The sequence below is a fragment of the Enterococcus sp. AMC1086 genome, assembly GCF_058216575.1.
This window is the reverse complement of sequence record NZ_CM177100.1, coordinates 2,974,192-2,990,622: the sequence shown is the minus strand read 5'-3', so window position 1 is coordinate 2,990,622 and position 16,431 is coordinate 2,974,192. Positions and strand designations below refer to the sequence as shown.

General features: G+C 35.1%; 16 protein-coding genes. 11 read left to right on the top strand and 5 right to left on the bottom strand.

Features of this window, described 5'->3' with window-relative positions; all coding sequences use genetic code 11:
* Positions 1 to 18 precede the first annotated feature (18 nt).
* The 4 genes from AC4BC4_RS14055 (at position 19) to AC4BC4_RS14040 (ending at position 4,482) form a co-directional block, all read left to right on the top strand.
* On the top strand, positions 19 to 777 hold the full coding sequence (locus tag AC4BC4_RS14055; RefSeq protein WP_438758177.1) for a MurR/RpiR family transcriptional regulator: 759 nt from the start codon (positions 19 to 21) through the stop codon (positions 775 to 777).
* A gap of 224 nt (positions 778 to 1,001) precedes the next feature.
* Entirely contained in the window at positions 1,002 to 2,312 is a 1,311-nt protein-coding gene (locus tag AC4BC4_RS14050) for a PTS sugar transporter subunit IIC (RefSeq protein WP_490476096.1), read from the top strand.
* A 31-nt stretch (positions 2,313 to 2,343) separates the two neighbouring features.
* A complete protein-coding gene (locus AC4BC4_RS14045; RefSeq protein WP_490476095.1) occupies positions 2,344 to 3,783 on the top strand; it encodes a 6-phospho-beta-glucosidase in 1,440 nt (479 codons plus the stop codon).
* A gap of 189 nt (positions 3,784 to 3,972) precedes the next feature.
* Positions 3,973 to 4,482 carry a DinB family protein gene (locus AC4BC4_RS14040; RefSeq protein ID WP_490476094.1) on the top strand — a complete coding sequence of 170 codons (510 nt, stop codon included), beginning with the start codon at positions 3,973 to 3,975 and terminating at the stop codon, positions 4,480 to 4,482.
* A 100-nt stretch (positions 4,483 to 4,582) separates the two neighbouring features.
* Here AC4BC4_RS14040 and AC4BC4_RS14035 read toward each other — a convergent pair whose 3' ends face one another.
* Entirely contained in the window at positions 4,583 to 5,593 is a 1,011-nt protein-coding gene (locus AC4BC4_RS14035) for a LacI family DNA-binding transcriptional regulator (protein WP_438758181.1), read from the bottom strand.
* Positions 5,594 to 5,802: 209 nt separating this feature from the next.
* Here AC4BC4_RS14035 and rpe point away from each other — a divergent pair, with 209 nt between their 5' ends.
* The 5 genes from rpe (at position 5,803) to AC4BC4_RS14010 (ending at position 10,262) form a co-directional block, all read left to right on the top strand.
* Positions 5,803 to 6,450, top strand: a complete 648-nt coding sequence (gene rpe, locus AC4BC4_RS14030) for a ribulose-phosphate 3-epimerase (RefSeq protein ID WP_438758182.1) — start codon at positions 5,803 to 5,805, stop codon at positions 6,448 to 6,450.
* Positions 6,451 to 6,486: 36 nt separating this feature from the next.
* A complete protein-coding gene (gene rpiB / locus AC4BC4_RS14025; RefSeq protein ID WP_490476093.1) occupies positions 6,487 to 6,924 on the top strand; it encodes a ribose 5-phosphate isomerase B in 438 nt (145 codons plus the stop codon).
* 126 nt (positions 6,925 to 7,050) lie between these two features.
* The gene (locus AC4BC4_RS14020; RefSeq protein ID WP_490476092.1) at positions 7,051 to 7,977 is read left to right on the top strand and encodes a sugar phosphate isomerase/epimerase family protein; all 927 of its coding nucleotides are present in this window, start codon (positions 7,051 to 7,053) and stop codon (positions 7,975 to 7,977) included.
* A 52-nt stretch (positions 7,978 to 8,029) separates the two neighbouring features.
* Positions 8,030 to 9,403: a PTS transporter subunit EIIC gene (locus AC4BC4_RS14015; protein ID WP_490476091.1), complete on the top strand. Its 1,374-nt coding sequence runs from the start codon at positions 8,030 to 8,032 to the stop codon at positions 9,401 to 9,403.
* Between the two features lie 121 nt (positions 9,404 to 9,524).
* Positions 9,525 to 10,262, top strand: coding sequence for a DeoR/GlpR family DNA-binding transcription regulator (locus tag AC4BC4_RS14010; protein WP_490476090.1), 738 nt, complete (start codon positions 9,525 to 9,527; stop codon positions 10,260 to 10,262).
* A 135-nt stretch (positions 10,263 to 10,397) separates the two neighbouring features.
* Here the strand turns inward: AC4BC4_RS14010 and AC4BC4_RS14005 are convergent, their stop codons facing one another.
* Entirely contained in the window at positions 10,398 to 11,114 is a 717-nt protein-coding gene (locus AC4BC4_RS14005; protein ID WP_438758188.1) for a GntR family transcriptional regulator, read from the bottom strand.
* A gap of 218 nt (positions 11,115 to 11,332) precedes the next feature.
* On the opposite strand from AC4BC4_RS14005, the gene AC4BC4_RS14000 reads away from it, so the two are divergent.
* Both AC4BC4_RS14000 and AC4BC4_RS13995 read left to right on the top strand, forming a co-directional pair.
* Complete coding sequence (locus AC4BC4_RS14000) at positions 11,333 to 12,751, top strand: glycoside hydrolase family 1 protein (RefSeq protein ID WP_490476089.1); 1,419 nt, start codon at positions 11,333 to 11,335, stop codon at positions 12,749 to 12,751.
* Between the two features lie 11 nt (positions 12,752 to 12,762).
* A complete protein-coding gene (locus AC4BC4_RS13995; protein WP_490476088.1) occupies positions 12,763 to 14,079 on the top strand; it encodes a PTS sugar transporter subunit IIC in 1,317 nt (438 codons plus the stop codon).
* Positions 14,080 to 14,240: 161 nt separating this feature from the next.
* Here the strand turns inward: AC4BC4_RS13995 and AC4BC4_RS13990 are convergent, their stop codons facing one another.
* The 3 genes from AC4BC4_RS13990 to AC4BC4_RS13980 form a co-directional block, all read right to left on the bottom strand.
* Positions 14,241 to 15,011 carry an ABC transporter permease gene (locus AC4BC4_RS13990; protein WP_490476087.1) on the bottom strand — a complete coding sequence of 257 codons (771 nt, stop codon included), beginning with the start codon at positions 15,009 to 15,011 and terminating at the stop codon, positions 14,241 to 14,243.
* 83 nt (positions 15,012 to 15,094) lie between these two features.
* Positions 15,095 to 16,039 carry an ABC transporter ATP-binding protein gene (locus tag AC4BC4_RS13985; RefSeq protein ID WP_490476086.1) on the bottom strand — a complete coding sequence of 315 codons (945 nt, stop codon included), beginning with the start codon at positions 16,037 to 16,039 and terminating at the stop codon, positions 15,095 to 15,097.
* A 15-nt stretch (positions 16,040 to 16,054) separates the two neighbouring features.
* The gene (locus tag AC4BC4_RS13980; RefSeq protein ID WP_490476085.1) at positions 16,055 to 16,381 is read right to left on the bottom strand and encodes an ArsR/SmtB family transcription factor; all 327 of its coding nucleotides are present in this window, start codon (positions 16,379 to 16,381) and stop codon (positions 16,055 to 16,057) included.
* Positions 16,382 to 16,431 lie beyond the last annotated feature (50 nt).

The window sequence follows — 16,431 nt, the reverse complement described above, 5'->3', positions numbered from 1 at the left end:
CAAAGGAGATTAACGTAAATGGCGATATTTGATTATCTGAAATTAAATGACCTGTCCTCTGTAGAACAAGAAATTTATCGATTTATTGCAAATAACTTGGAGAAAATCCCCTATATGCGTGTTCGAGATATTGCAGATGGTGCACATGTATCATCAACATCAGTCTTTCGTTTTGTTCAGAAAATAGGATTTCATTCTTTTCCGGAGTTTCGATTTTATATAAAAGCCCATTTAGATAAGGTTCGCCAAGAAGAAAATAAAAAGCATATTGGCATTGAAGAACGAGTAAATTCTCTTAACATAGGCATTTTTCATCCCGATGTTGAATATCAGATAAAGAATATGGCACAAGCTTTAGGTGACAGTGATTTTATATTGTTTATGGGGATGGGCGCTTCTGGTGCAATTGCCCAATATATAGCTAGGAAACTAGCGAGTTTAGGTTATGTGTCGATCAGCTTGGATGATTTGACTTATCCAATTCGTAGCTTTCTACGTAAAGACCAAAAAAATGTTATTATTTTTTTAAGTGTTTCTGGTGAAACCAAAGAATTAATAGAAGTAATCGCAAGCTTAGAAGATAAGAATATAGTTCAAAAGTATTGTATTACGTTAAATAAAAAAAGTACGCTTGCACAACTTTGTGACTACTCTATTGAGTATGAAATCAAAGAAGAGCGTAAAGATATTTTTCTAGATCTAACGAGTCAGTTGCCATCGATCGCAATTTTGGAAACGCTTATTAGCTATCTTAAAGATTTTCATAATGACAAATGATTGAATTAAACAATTACCATCGTTTATTCGGATATAAGGTGTGAAACAAAAGTGAATGTTACTTTTGTTTTTACACCTATTTTCTTTGTTAAAAATCAGGAACAGGTCGTTCCGTTCAAGGAATATATTTTATTTGCTTAGAATATATTTTTTAAAAGTAGGCGCTTACTTTTTTGCAGCAAACTTTAGGTATAATACGATTATAAATGAAAGGAGTTTTATCTATGCAAAAATTTAATGATATTATTGATCGTGCATTGGTTCCTGTTGCAACTAAGTTAAATAATCAACGACATATTGCAGCGGTTAGAGATGCCTTTATGTTGATTTTTCCATTAACGATTTCGGCTTCACTTGTTATTTTGTTAAATAATATTTTGTTTTCAAATGACAGTTTTGTTGTGCAATTATTACGCTTATCCAGTATTTTTCCTAATTTAGAAGACGCACAGCAAGTGTTATCTTCTGTAGCAAATGGAACCATCAATATCATGAGTATTTTTATAACCTATCTTGTTGCGCAAATACTTGCAAAACATTTTGAAGCAGATTCAACGTTAGTTGGGCTAACAAGTATCGCAAGCTTTATGATCTTGTATCCTAAACCATTTAATGCGGATGATTTAAATGTTATCAGTACACAATACTTAGGAGCACAAGGTTTATTTGTTGCGATGATTGTGGGCTGTTTAGTGGGAGAATTTTTGCCTAAACTGTTTAAAGTCAAACGTTTAAAAATCAATATGCCAGAAATGGTTCCCCCAGCTGTCTCACGTTCTTTTTCAAGTATGATTCCGATCGTTATTGTCGTTGGACTTGCAGCGATTATAAACTTTTTAGTCTTAATGATCGCGCCAGAGGGAATTAATGAACTTATCTATAAAGGAATTCAAAGTCCATTACGTGATTTGGGTGGAAATGTTGTAGGAGTAATGTTATTAGCGTTTATTCAAACCTTGCTATTTTCAATTGGTATTCATGGTCCAAATACGCTAAATGCGGTTCGTTCTGCTATATTTACAGAACAAGATTTAGCCAATCTTGATTTTATTAATCAAGGAGGATCACTTTGGGATGTTCCTTATAAAGAAACATGGGGAATTTTGAATGATATGTTTGCAAATATGGGAGGAACAGGTATGACAATGGGGCTGATCATTGCAATATTTATTGCCTCAAGACGTCCTGAGCAACGAGAAATTGCAAAAATGTCATTAGTTCCAGGGATCTTTCAAATTAATGAACCCATCATTTTTGGCTTGCCGATCGTTTTAAATCCCTTATTAATCGTTCCATTTATTTTAGTCCCAATGGTCAATATTATGATCGGTTATTTCGTTACGGTGGTTTGGCCAATTATGCCTTCTCCGGCAATTGGTGTCCCATGGACTACGCCTGGAATCATTAATTTATTTTTAGGGACAGGTGGGAATATTGTTGCGATATTAGTCGGTATAATATGTTTGGCAGTTTCTGTTTGTATCTATTTGCCATTTGTTGTTGCTTCTAACCGTGCACAAAAAATTGACTTATAAGTAAATTAAATTTAAAAAAAGGGGTATTAGTATGGCGAATAAACTAGCAGAAGATTTTTTATGGGGTGGCGCAATTGCAGCGCACCAAGCGGAAGGAGCTTGGAATCTAGATGGTAGAGGACCGAGTACAGCAGATGTAATGACAGCTGGTGGAAATGGCATTCCTCGAAAAATAACGGAAGGTGTTCTTGAGGGAGAATATTATCCAAATCATGAAGCGATTGATTTTTATCATCATTACAAAGAGGATATTAAGCTTTTTAAAGAATTAGGCTTAAAATGTTTGCGAACGTCTATATCTTGGAGCCGTATTTTTCCTAAAGGTACTGAGGCAGAGCCAAACGAAGCAGGTCTGTTATATTACGATCGCCTGTTTGATGAATTAATAAAAAATGATATTCAACCCGTTATTACCTTGTCTCATTTTGAAATGCCGTATTACATTTATGAGAAATTTGGTGGTTTTGGCAACAAAGAAGTGATTCCACTATTTGTAAAATTTGCAAAATGCGTTTTTGAGCGTTACAAAGATAAAGTGACGTACTGGATGACATTTAATGAAATCAATAACCAAGCAGATGGACAAGAACCTTTACATGTTTGGACTAATTCGGCGATGATCATTGAGGATGAAGCGAAAAAAGAAGCGCTAGTCTTTCAGGCTGGGATCAATGAATTGATTGCTAGTGCAGCCGCTGTGATTGAAGGAAAAAAGATAAATCCTAACTTCCAAATTGGGTGCATGATGGCTTATGTTCCAGTCTATCCATACTCGTGCAATCCAGAAGATATGATGGCCTCTGTAAAAGCGAATGAACGAAGATTTTTCTATAATGATATTCATGCTCGAGGAAAAATTCCAACATACGCTACAAAATACTGGGAACGTAAAAACTATCAAATACAGATCAGTGAACGTGAATTAGCTATTTTGAAAGAAGGAACAGTTGACTATATTGGTTTTAGTTATTATATGTCTGGCGCAATTTCTACACTTACAGATGTCAAAGGGTGGCAAACAGAAGATATTCCAAACGCAAAAATAGTAAAAAATCCATATATAAGTGTATCTGATTGGGGTTGGCCGATCGATGAAGTGGGATTACGCTATGTATTGAATACCGTCTATCAGCGTTACGATTTACCTCTATTTATTGTAGAAAATGGCTTTGGGGCGTATGATAAATTGACAAAAGAAAATACCGTTCATGACCAATATCGTATTGATTATTTGAGCAAACATATTGAACAAATGGAAAAAGCCATCATCGAAGATGGGGTTCCGGTCATTGGCTATACCCCTTGGGGAATTATCGATATTGTAAGTTTTGGCAGTGGTGAGATGGAAAAAAGATACGGTATGATTTATGTAGATAAGGATAATGAAGGCAAAGGAACACTGCAACGCTTGAAAAAAGAGTCATTTTATTGGTATCAGAACGTAATTAAGACCAACGGAGAATATATTTAGATCACTAGCTATGCGTTAATAAACGTAATAACAAAACCTTTTAGTCAAGAACCTGATCAATTGACTAGAAGGTTTTTTGTAATCTAAAATTTATAAGATAATAGTTTAGGAATTTGATGTTAAAGAAGCACTGTAGTAAAGTGAGTGGTAGATACTGTTTTAGGTTACTTATGAAAGGAGAAATCTACAATGAAAATCACACAATTATCTATGGATACCTTAAAACGAGCACAAGAACGTTTTGAAGAGACACTCGGCCAAATGGAAGTGGATGAGGCAAATACGATGCCAGCGCCGTTGATCAAATCAGTTACTTGGCTGATTTGGCATACTGCACGAGAGTTGGATTACCAATTCGCAGAACTGAACAACACGAAACCATTATGGGTAGAATCTGGCTGGAGTACTAAATTTGCGTTGGATTTACCAGATGATACAGAAGATTGGCAGCATACTCCAGAACAAGCAGCAAAAGTTGTAGTGACGGATAAAAAATTATTACTTGATTATCTTGCCGCGAGTATTGAATTTACCAATACCTATCTATCAACAATTCGTGAAGAGAGTCTTCATGATGTCGTGGATACAAATTGGACACCTGTCGTTACGCGCCAGGCTCGAATTGTTTCTGCTATTGACGATGCTGTGATGCACTCAGGTCAAGCTGTTTATACAAGAAGATTGGTTATTGGGAAATAAGATAGGATAAAAAAGAGGAGTGTGGGACAAAAGGAACAATCACTTTTGTTTCACACTCTAAATACGGATAAATGATTGAAGCACTTTTCTCTTTTACCTATCAGGTTGATTGACTAGACTCTCTCAAAACTAACGAAACTGGAACGACAATTTGTCTCCCAAGTTCGCCTTTATTGTTGATTAATTCTAGCAGTGTTTCAACCGCGTGATTTGCAATCAAAGTAGTATTTTGTTTTACAGATGAAAGAGTCGGTGTTGTGTATTGACCAGAAGCCGTATCATCAAATCCGATCAACTTTATTTTTTGCGGCACATCGATATGATTTTTCTTTAGGTGTAGCATTAATTCTAAGGCGATTAAATCATTTATAGAAAAAATACCGTCTGTACTTGGATTTTTCTTCAAAAACGAAAGCAGTTTTGTTTCAAACTCTGAACATCGAACATCAACAGAAAGTAAATGTTGTTTTGCATCAAAGGAAATACTATTTTTTTTCAACGCGTCTTTAAATCCTTTAAGACGTTCTTTTGCACTAGTTGATTTTTGATTATGCATCGCAATGATCGGAGACTGACATCCTTCATGAATCAACGCTTCAGCACTTTCAAAAGCCCCTTGATAATGATTGGATGAGATAAAAATAGTATCATCTTTCTTTTTTGGTTCTCGATCAATACAGATATAAGGAATCTTTTTTTCAGCCCCGGAAGAGTCAAATTCAAATTCCTCAGCCCCGGATATCACGATCAAGCCATCCACACCTTTTCCTTCTAAAATACGTAGGTAAGCAAGCTCTTTTTCCGAGCTTCTAGAAGTATTGCAAATAATAGTGGAGTAGCCTTTAGCAAATAAAATCTCTTCTAATTTTTGAACTACATCAGAAAAGAAAAAGTTACTTATGTCAGGTACTAAAATTCCGATCGTAAATGATTTATTCATTCGTAAATTTTTAGCGCTGTAATTCATTTTGTAGCCTGTCTCTTCAATGACTTTTAGAACTTTTTTTCTTGTTTCCTCAGAAAAACGTCCATTATCGTTGATTACTCTAGAAACAGTTGCAACTGAAACGCCCGCTATTTCAGCGATATCTTTAATTGAATAGTTTTTCATAAATGTGTCCTCGTGGGTAATCGTTCTCTTTGTTTTGTTACTATTTACCTGTATTTTCCCATAAAATGAAGCTGAATACAACTATTCAACACAAATTTTTATTGACAGGTGGAAATATTGGTGATATATTATGCCTAAATATAGGTAAACGATTACTCAAATATTTTTTTTGGACACTGGGTAATCGTTATCTCAAAGGAGGAGAAGAAATGCCCAAGTTATTATGCCCGTCAATGATGTGTGCGAATTTTTCTAATTTAAAAAAAGACATCCAAGAACTTGATCAAGCTGGTGTGGATATTTTCCATATGGATTTTATGGATGGTCGTTTTGTGCCAAATTTTGGAATGGGGTTACAAGATTTTGAATTGGTGCGTTCTGTGACAGATAAACCAGTAGATGTTCATCTAATGATTCAAGAACCAAGTAAGTATGTTGAGAAATTTGCTGATCTTGGTGCGGATATTATTTATATTCATCCTGAAGCGGACCAACAGGCTGCCAGAACATTAGATATGATTCATCAAAAGGGAAAAAAAGCAGGTATTGCCATTAATCCGGGAACATCAGTTGAAATGATTCAAGGATTACTGCCTTTAGCAGACTATGTAATGGTGATGACAGTCAATCCAGGATTTGCAGGTCAAAAATATTTAGAGTATACAGATCCTAAAATAGAGAAATTAGTGATCTTAGCAAAAGAATATAACTTTGAAGTGATGGTAGATGGTGCAATTTCGCCTGAAAAAATTGAACAACTAAGCAAAATCGGAGTATCTGGATTTGTATTAGGAACATCCGCATTATTTGGAAAAACTGGAACCTATCATGAAATTCTTGCAAAATTAAGAGCATGATACGTTTAACTTTATACTAACAGGAGGAATGATTGTATGAAATTAGCAATTGGAAATGATCATGTGGGATTTGAACTAAAACCAATCATTATAGATTATCTAAAAGAACTAGGACATGAGGTCGAAGATTTTGGCGCGTACTCAGCAGAAAGAACTGATTATCCACGTTACGGAAAAAAAGTTGCTGAAGAAGTTGCTTTAGGAAATTTTGATGGTGGAATTTTGATTTGTGGGACAGGAGTAGGTATATCGATTTCAGCGAATAAAGTAAAAGGGATTCGTGCCGTTGTATGTAGTGAGCCCTATTCAGCGAAACTTTCGAAAGAGCATAATAACACAAATATCCTAGCCTTTGGTTCCCGTGTAATTGGAAGTGAACTGGCAAAAATGATCGTAAAAGAATGGTTAGAGGCAACATTTGAAGGCGGAAGGCATGAAAAACGAGTAAAAATGATTCAACAGATAGAAAATTAATGTAAAATAAATTTACTTGAAAATGGATATTTTTGATAATAAATGAAATAAAATGGAATAAAGTGATTGAAAATGAAAAAAAAGCATGCTATTATGAGGAGGAAAAGAGAATAGGGGGAATAAAGAATGAAGTTAGCGACAAGAATCAATTCGTTTTTACCAAAATTCAATAATAATGTAGCAGAAGTTTTAGAAGAATTTAATCGTTTAGGATTGACCCATGTTGATTTCAATTATCCAGAACATGTGGCAGATATTCCAGCAGAAAAAATGAAAGAGATCTTACAAAAAAATCAGTTACAAGCGAATGGCGTTGCCCTACGTTTTAGAAGTGAGTTTATCAATGGCGAATTAGGGAATTCAGATCAGAGTATTTCCCAAAACGCAGTAGCACTATGCAAAGAAGCATGTGATTATTGTCGTGAAGTAGGCGGCGAAGTCGTAACGATTTGGCTAGGATTTGATGGATTTGACTACTCTTTTCAGATCGACTACGAGAAGGTTTGGAATCAAATCAAAGCCTGTATGATCGAAATCACAGATTATGCGCCGGATCTTAAAATCAGTATAGAATATAAACCTTTCCAACCAAGAGCGTATGCCTTTTTAGATAGTTTTGGCGTTGCGCTGTCGATGGTACAGGAAGTAGGTCGTGAGAATCTAGGGATTACGTTAGATTATTGCCATATGTTAATGAAACATGAAAATCCTGCTTATGGAGCAAGTATTTTAGGGAGTCGGAAAAAATTATTTGGGGTTCATTTAAATGATGGCTACGGTTTAAACGATGATGGGTTGATGATTGGTACAAGTAGCTTGATCAAGACAATCGAATTTATCTACTATACAAAGTTGCACAATTACGATCATGCTTTTTATTTTGATACATTTCCGATTATTGAAGATCCTGTAGAAGAGTGTGAGAGAAATATCAAGATGATCAAAAAAATCGATTCAATCATTGAGCGATTAGGGATGGATTATATTGCTGAGATCATCAAACAAAACAGTGCAGTTAAAGTAAGTGATTTAGTATTAGAAATCTTGACTTAAGATTTCTAATACGCTCGTCCAATAATAAAAAAGATTAGAGGAGTGAATGAAGATGGATTTCAAATTAGCAGCAAAAGAAATTTTAGAACAGGTGGGCGGCGCAGATAATTTGGCGAATATGACTCATTGTGCAACACGATTAAGATTGACGCTGAAAGACCCATCTAAGGCAAATGATGAAGCAGTCAAAGAAATCGATGGAGTTGTCAATGTTGTCAATAAAGCAGGGCAATATCAAATTTTGATTGGAACAGAAGTACCAAAGTTGTATGATGAATTTGAAGCATTAGTTACAGGTGATGATGGCAATGTTCAAGTAAATAATAGTGGGGAAGGTTCTGGCAATATTATAAGCAATATTTTTTCAGCTATTTCAGCTATTTTTGCTCCGCTATTACCTGCGTTGGCTGGTTCAGGAATTTTACGTGGATTATTGATTTTAGCTGTACAAACGGGCATTTTATCAGAAAATAGCGGAACATACAGTATTTTAACTGTTGCTTCAATGAGCGTCTTTTATTTTTTACCAGTATTGTTAGCGTTTACTTCTGGTAGAAGATTTGGAGCTAGTCCTTATTTATCTGCATTGATCGGTGCAGCATTATTGAATCCAGAATTTATTGCATTGATGGGAGATACTGGTAACGGCACAATGACTAGCTTTTTAAAAATTCCTGTCGTTTTGATGAATTATAATTCTACAGTTGTTCCAATTATTCTTTCGATTTGGGCATTTTCTTATTTATACAAATTTTTAGATAAAAACGTTCCTGAAACCCTAAAATTAGTTGTCGTTCCTTTGATTTCTTTAGCAGTAATGATCCCTCTGACGATTATCGTAATTGGTCCGATTGGAGTTTATAGTGGAGAAGCAGTTGCCCAAGTTGTGAATTGGTTGATTGAACGTAGTAGTATCTTGACTGGTGTATTGATCGGTGGTGGTTGGAGTGTTCTTGTAAGTTTAGGTATTCACTGGGCAGTTAATCCAATCATGATCAATAATGTATCGACTTACGGATTTGATTATATTGTACCATTTACGTTTGCTTGTAACTTTGCGGTGATTGGTACTACGATTGGCGTCTATTTTAAAGCAAGAAACAAAAAATTACGTAGTTTTGCAGTAACCGGTTTAGTAACGATCGCTCTTTCAGCAATTATAGAACCGACTTTATTTGGATTATTAGTAAAAAATAAAAAATTATTTTTAGCGCAAATTATCGGTGGAGCTGTAGGTGGGGCTTATTTAGGACTAATGAAAGTCGTGACGAATGCATTTGTATTCGGTAGTGTCACCACATTTCCAGCTTTTGTAACTGATAAATCGTCAAACTTTATTCAAGCAATGATCGGACTAGCCATTTCACTAGGAGTATCAGCTATATTAGCCTATATGTTTACCGAAAAAGAAGAAACATTATCTTAAAATCCAACGATAACTTCTTTCAAGTTTGTTGATTTCATTACTATTTATCTGGATTTGTGGTATTTTAATAAGGGATATCTTTCTTGAAAATAGTAGGAATGAAAAACGAAAGGAGTTTCTTATGATTCCATATGTTCGACAAGAGAAAATTATAGAAATACTGGAAAATAGAGAGTTGATACGAATCGAAGAATTACAAAAGCTGATACCAGAAGTTTCGATCTCAACGCTTCGACGTGATCTAAAAGAACTTGAAGGGTTAAATAAAGTACAAACTTTATCTGGAGGAGCTGTCAAGCTCAGCTCAAGTGTTTCTGAGCTTCCTATTTCAACGAAAGCTAGTTTACAAACCAAAGAAAAACTCCATATAGCTGAACTTGCGGCGCGTGAAGTTTTGGCTGGAGATACGATCTATCTAGATTCAGGTTCTACATGTACGACCTTATTAAGAGAAGTGCTGAAAAAGAAGATTCGGATCATTACTACAAATACGGATGTTCTTCGATTGACTGGAGATTTTGAAGCAGAAATCACTATTTTAGGTGGAACCTATGATCCTAAAATTTCATCATTAAGTGGTCCTTTGGCAGAAGCGAATATCAAAAAATATGTTTTTGATAAAGCCTTTTTAGGTGCAAATGGCATAGACTTAAAATTTGGTGTAACGACTCCTAACTTGGTTGAGGCGATTAAAAAGAAGACTGTGATAGAGCATGCGAAAAAGTCATTTTTATTGTGCGATAGTTCTAAATTCCATAAGACATCCGCAGTGAAATCTTTTGATTTAAATGAAGTCATTTTGATTACGGATAAAGTTGATGCTGAACTGGGCAAAGCAATGAAAATCATTTCTAAATAAAAGATATACAAAAAGCACGTCTCTATTTTTTTTATAGACGTGCTTCATTATATTTCAATATAATTCAAAAATACTCAGAAAAACGATACAATAACTCAATCTACTTATACATATAAAATGATCTGTATTTGATTTTTAATGGTTCTGAACAAAAATTGCTTCAAAGGTAAAATCACTATATAGATGTCTTGTGACGGAATATTCGAAGGGTTTACCTGATTCAAGAGAAACGATTTTTTCAACTTCCATCATAAAAAAGCCATCTTCAACTGAAAGAAATCGCTTGTCCATTTCAGTGGCTAAATCTCCTTTTATCCATAGATGTGAGGTTAGAATCGTTAAATTTAATTCTTCCGTAATATAATTATAAACAGATTTTTCTAAATGCTTTGGCTGCAATCCAGGGATGATAGATAGCGGCATAAATGTTTGCTCAATAGAATAAGGTTTATGATCGATATAGCGACTTCTAACAATGTTATAAACGTAGTCTTTATTTGAAACTTTTAGTAGTTTGGCTATTTTTTTACTAGGAATTTCTATTGAAAAACTATGTATTTTTGATGTAACATGTTCTTCTCCTATGATATTTAACAATCCTGCATTCGGTCCAAACACATGTGTCGTATCCATGGGTTTTCTTAATACTTCCGTCCCATAACCACTTCGACTTCTAAGGATTCCTTCCTTTACTAAAAGATCCAGTCCTTTTTTTACAGTAAGTTTACTACATTGATAGAGCAGTGCCAAATCTTTACCAGAAGGGAGCTTGTCTCCAACTAAATAATGGTCATTGGTAATCTTATGTTTTGTGTCAATGTAGACTTTCATATATTTTGAATTTAGGTTCATCATCATTTCCTCATTTCAGAAAGATATACGTTTGTGTATATCTTTTTTTACTTTCTTAATAGAATTATGCATGGTTCAGCTTTTTAAGTCAATCCATTATGATCAAAGATATATATCTTTAAAACAAAATATATTTTTTTCGTTATAGCTATTCATATTGTTTGTAAGCGGTGTTATTCTTTATCTATTAAATGGAAATTAAGAAGAGGAGAATGGCAATGAATAAACAAAAGTTGAATTTCCCGGAAGAATTTTGGTGGGGGTCTGCTTGGTCTGCTGAACAAGCGGAAGGACGAGGAGAGACAGGGAAAGCCGAAACAGTTTGGGAAAGATGGTACAGTGAACAACCAACTCGTTTTTATAACCGTGTAAGCTCAGAAATAACTACAGATCACATCCATCGTTACGAAGACGATATTCAATTAATGAAACAAACAGGACATAATTCTTTTAGAGTCTCTATTTCTTGGGCAAGGATGTTTCCTAATGGTGGTGAAAGAGCGGTAAATCCTGCGGCCATTGCTTTTTATCGAGATTTGTTTTCTAAAATGAATCAAGAAGGAATCAAAGTTTTTGCCAATTTATATCACTTTGACATGCCTGCTGCAATGCAAGACAAAGGTGGCTGGGAATCTAGAGACGTTGTAGAAGCATATGTTCATTTTGCGACGACGTGCTTCGATCATTTTGGCGATTTAGTTTATCATTGGTTCACATCAAATGAGCCGTTAGGACCTATCTTAGGTAGTTACTTGGAAGATTTTCATTACCCTAATATTGTCGACTTCAAACGCGGTGCTCAAGCAGCCTTCTTTACGGTTTTAGCCCATGCAAAAATTATTGAACGTTTCAAAGAAAAAAAGCTATCTGGAAAAATCGGGGTCATTTTAAATCTAAGTCCTACGTTTCCTAGAAGTCAAAACCCTGCCGATGTCAAGGCTGCTGAAATAGCTGATTTATTTTATACAAGAAGCTTTTTAGATCCCATGGTCAAAGGGAAATTTCCTCAAAAATTAGTTGATCTATTACGTAAATATGAGCAACTGCCTAACGATTATACAAGTGAGGATTTAGCCTGTATCAAAGAAAATACTGCTCAAATTCTTGGGTTAAATTATTATGAGCCAAGACGTGTGAAAGCAAGAATGTCGGCTGTAAATGAAATGGGTCCGTTTTTACCTGAATGGTTCTTTGAAAATCATATCATGCCAGGGCGAAAAATGAATGAATATCGTGGCTGGGAAATTTATGAAAAAGGAATTTACGATTTGTGTATGGATATAAAAAATAATTATGGCAATATTGAAGCATTTATATCAGAAAATGGTATGGGCGTTGCCAATGAAGAACGTTTTATGGATGAGGCTGGACAAGTTATAGATGAATATCGTATCGATTTTATCAAAGACCATTTGGCGTATCTTTGGAAAGCTATTCAAGAAGGGGCCAATATTAAGGGATATCATCTTTGGACATTTATTGATTGTTGGTCTTGGATCAATGCTTATAAGAATCGATATGGATTAGTTTCTTTGGATCTTGATACCCAAAAAAGAACAATTAAAAAGAGTGGCGAGTTTTATAAACACTTAAGTGATGAAAATGGTTTTGAGTATGACGTAGATTATCTTGTTTAGGAGGAATTGAAATGGGAGAAAGTAAAAAAGATAAAATTTTTGAAAAATTTGGAATTGTGGCAACCAAGTTGGGTAATCAAATTCATTTACGTACTCTAAGAGACGCCTTTGCAACGTTTATGCCGTTCATGATGTTGGCTGGGTTTGTTACATTAATTAATTATGTTATTTTAGAACCTACGGGATTTATGGGGAAAATCATTTCCCCTGATACGTTGACAACCATTCAAGAAATCGGTATCTCTATAGGAAATGGAACATTAAATATAGCAACGGTATTAGTCGTTGCAGCTGTCTCTTATCATATGTGTATCAGTCGTAATTATATTAACCAAATTGCCGCAGTCTTAGTTGCACTCTCCACTTTTGTTGTTTTAACGCCGATGAAAATGATGTTTTTCCCCGAATCAGCAACAAAGTCGATTGAAGTTACGGGTATTATACCGTTAAGCCACACAGGTGCATCAGGCATGTTTGTTGGGATTTTTGTTGGATTATTCGCAACGGAATTATTTATTAAACTATCAAGAGTTAAGAAATTACAAATTAATTTATCAGGGAATATACCACCAGCAGTTACAAAATCGTTCAATGTGTTGATTCCGATAATGTTGACAGTGACCAGTTTTGCTATTGTATCATTTGCAGTAAATCAATTGTTCAATCAAGATGTTAATACATTGATCACAACAGTCATTACAGGTCCGCTTAGTCGAGTAACGACTGGATTACCAGGATTCTTATTGATCACATCTGTTGCAAATTTATTCTTTGGCTTTGGCATACATCAAGCCGTTATATCAGGTTCTCTGCTTGATCCTTTTCTTTTGCAAAATATGCAAGAAAATATGACTGCTTATGCCAATAAAGAAGAAATCCCCCATATTATTAATATGGCGTTTAAAGATACATTTGCAGTAATGGGAGGCTCAGGGAATACAATTGCATTGTTAATTGCTATATTTATCTTCAGCCGTAGACAAGACTATAAAGATTTTGCCAAGCTTTCTGTGGCACCGGCTGTCTTTAATATCAGTGAACCAATTATCTTTGGATTGCCGATCGTGTTTAATTTAAGTTTGATTATTCCATTTATTCTAGCTCCGATTTTTTCATTGACAGTGGCTTACTATGCAACGTCTTTCGGATTGATCAATCATGTCGTTGTTCAAATTCCATGGACGACCCCTCCTGTTATATCTGGTTTTCTAGCAACTGCAGGTGATTGGCGTGCGGCAGTTCTTCAAGTAATTATTATTGCAGCAAGTGTATTTATTTATCTACCATTTTTAAGAATCGATGAAAAAGTCACGTCTACAATGAAGTGAAAATTAGAAATTAAGTGAAATAAAATAGAGGCTAGGATATAACTCGTAGAGTTATATCCTAGCCTTGATGAATCTGAATAAACGGTGAGAGTAGAAGAAACTCCCTCTTATTTCTCGGAGTTAAACGCCTCTGTCTCAATCTCTTTTTTTTTACGTTAGAGCTAACTTCTCAAACCGCGTCCTCTATCAATCAAATACCAGCAAACTGCATAAAGTACTGAAATAAAAAGAATTAAAATTAGTAAGGAAAAGACAATTGGAACATCGATTGTTCCAAGAAAACCATATCTAAATCCTGAAATCATATACACGATTGGATTGATTTTTGAAATTGTTTGCCAGATTGGTGGCAGCATTGATATGGCGTAAAATACACCACCAAGATAAGTCAAAGGTTGTAAAACAAATGTGGGTACAATTGAAACATCATCAAACGATTGAGCAAAAATTCCATTTAATAGGCCGGCTAATGAAAATAAAATAGCGGTCATCAAAAGTGTGATGATAACAATCGACCATGAATAGACGTGAAGAGGGACGAAAAACAGAGAAATCATCGTCACAAGTGCACCAACTAGGACGCTTCTGCCAAGTCCGCCGATCACAAATCCCCAAATAATAATATGCGTTGGAACAGGCGCAACGAGTAATTCTTCAATATTTTTCTGGAATTTTTGTGAGAAAAACGAAGAAGAAACATTGGCATAAGAACTTGTGATAACTGACATCATAATAAGCCCAGGAACGATAAATTCCATATAGGAGAATCCATCCATCTGTCCAATACGTCCACCAATTAGGTTTCCGAATATAACAAAGTATAATGATGTAGTAATAACTGGTGGGACCAACGTTTGTACCCAAATCCTTAGATAGCGGTTGGTTTCTTTTACGGCTAGGCTTCTTAGGGCCGTGAAATATAACTTAAACATTTTTATTCTCCTTATTTTAAAAGTGTAGCGGGTTCGCTCTGTTTTGATAAAAAATAGTCATAGTGTATTCCATGTTGTTCGCTTTATCCTTTGGAAGTTGAACTGGCATCCACGTGACGTTTTTCTTCTGTGATTTTTAAAAATAGCTCTTCTAATCGATTGGATTTGTTTCGAAGGGAAAGTACTTTTACTCCTTGTTTTGAAAGCTGATTAAATAGTTCGTTGATTCCTTGATCACGTTCAACTTCCACAACAAGCGTCCGTTCGTCTTCAAAACTACTGTTATACCCGATAATTTCTGGTTGTTCATCAAAATCTTCTAGATCAAATATAAAGGTTTCAAACTGAAGTTTCGCTAGCAGAGTTTTCATGCTGGTATTTTCAATCAGTTCACCTGACTGAATGATCCCAATATTGCGACAAAGCATTTCAGCTTCTTCTAGATAATGAGTGGTTAGGATGATCGTAGTCCCATTCGCATTTAATTCTCTTAAAAAATCCCACATTTCCCGTCTCAGTTCAATATCTACTCCAGCAGTTGGTTCATCTAAGATAAGTAATTTTGGTTCATGCATCAAGGCGCGTGCAATCATTAATCTTCGCTTCATTCCGCCTGAAAGCATTCGCGCACGGACATTGCGCTTTTCCCACAAATCGGATTGTTTTAGATATTTTTCACTGCGTTTTAGTGCTTCTTTTCGTGAAACACCATAATAACCAGCTTGATTGATAACGATTTGTTCAACCGTCTCAAAAGGGTTGAAGTTGAATTCTTGTGGGACAAGTCCAATTTGTTGTTTTGCAAGGACTAAATCTTTATCAAGATTATAACCAAATACATTTACTTGACCAGATGTCTTGTTGACAAGAGAGGTGATAATGCCGATCGTTGTTGATTTTCCAGCACCATTAGGGCCTAAGAGAGCATAGAAATCGCCTTCTTCTACCACTAAATTGATTCCCTTTAACGCTTCAACACCTGTTGCATATACCTTTTTTAAGTCTTTTATTTCAAGTGCGTAAGTCATTTACTAACAATCTCCTTATTTTGTTAAATTTTCTTGTGTCTCTTTGCTTTGGCAGAGACAATCTGTGCCACTATCGGAAAGTAAGTGTGCCATGGAACGCATGAATTTATGAACAAACTCTTCATTTAAAGAATAGTAATGCCATTGCTTTTGTTTGTTTACTGAAACGATCTCCGCTTTTTCTAGAACTTTCATATGATGAGAAAGAGTAGGTTGAGTAAAATCGAAATGTCTCAATACATCACAAGCGCACATGCTACTGTATGAGAGAAGATCGATTATTTTCATTCTATTCGGATCCGCCATCGCTTTAAGCACAAATGACAAGTTTTCATAACCCATATCTATTCCTCCTGTGTATAGATGAACGTCTATGTTTAGTGTAAATCAGT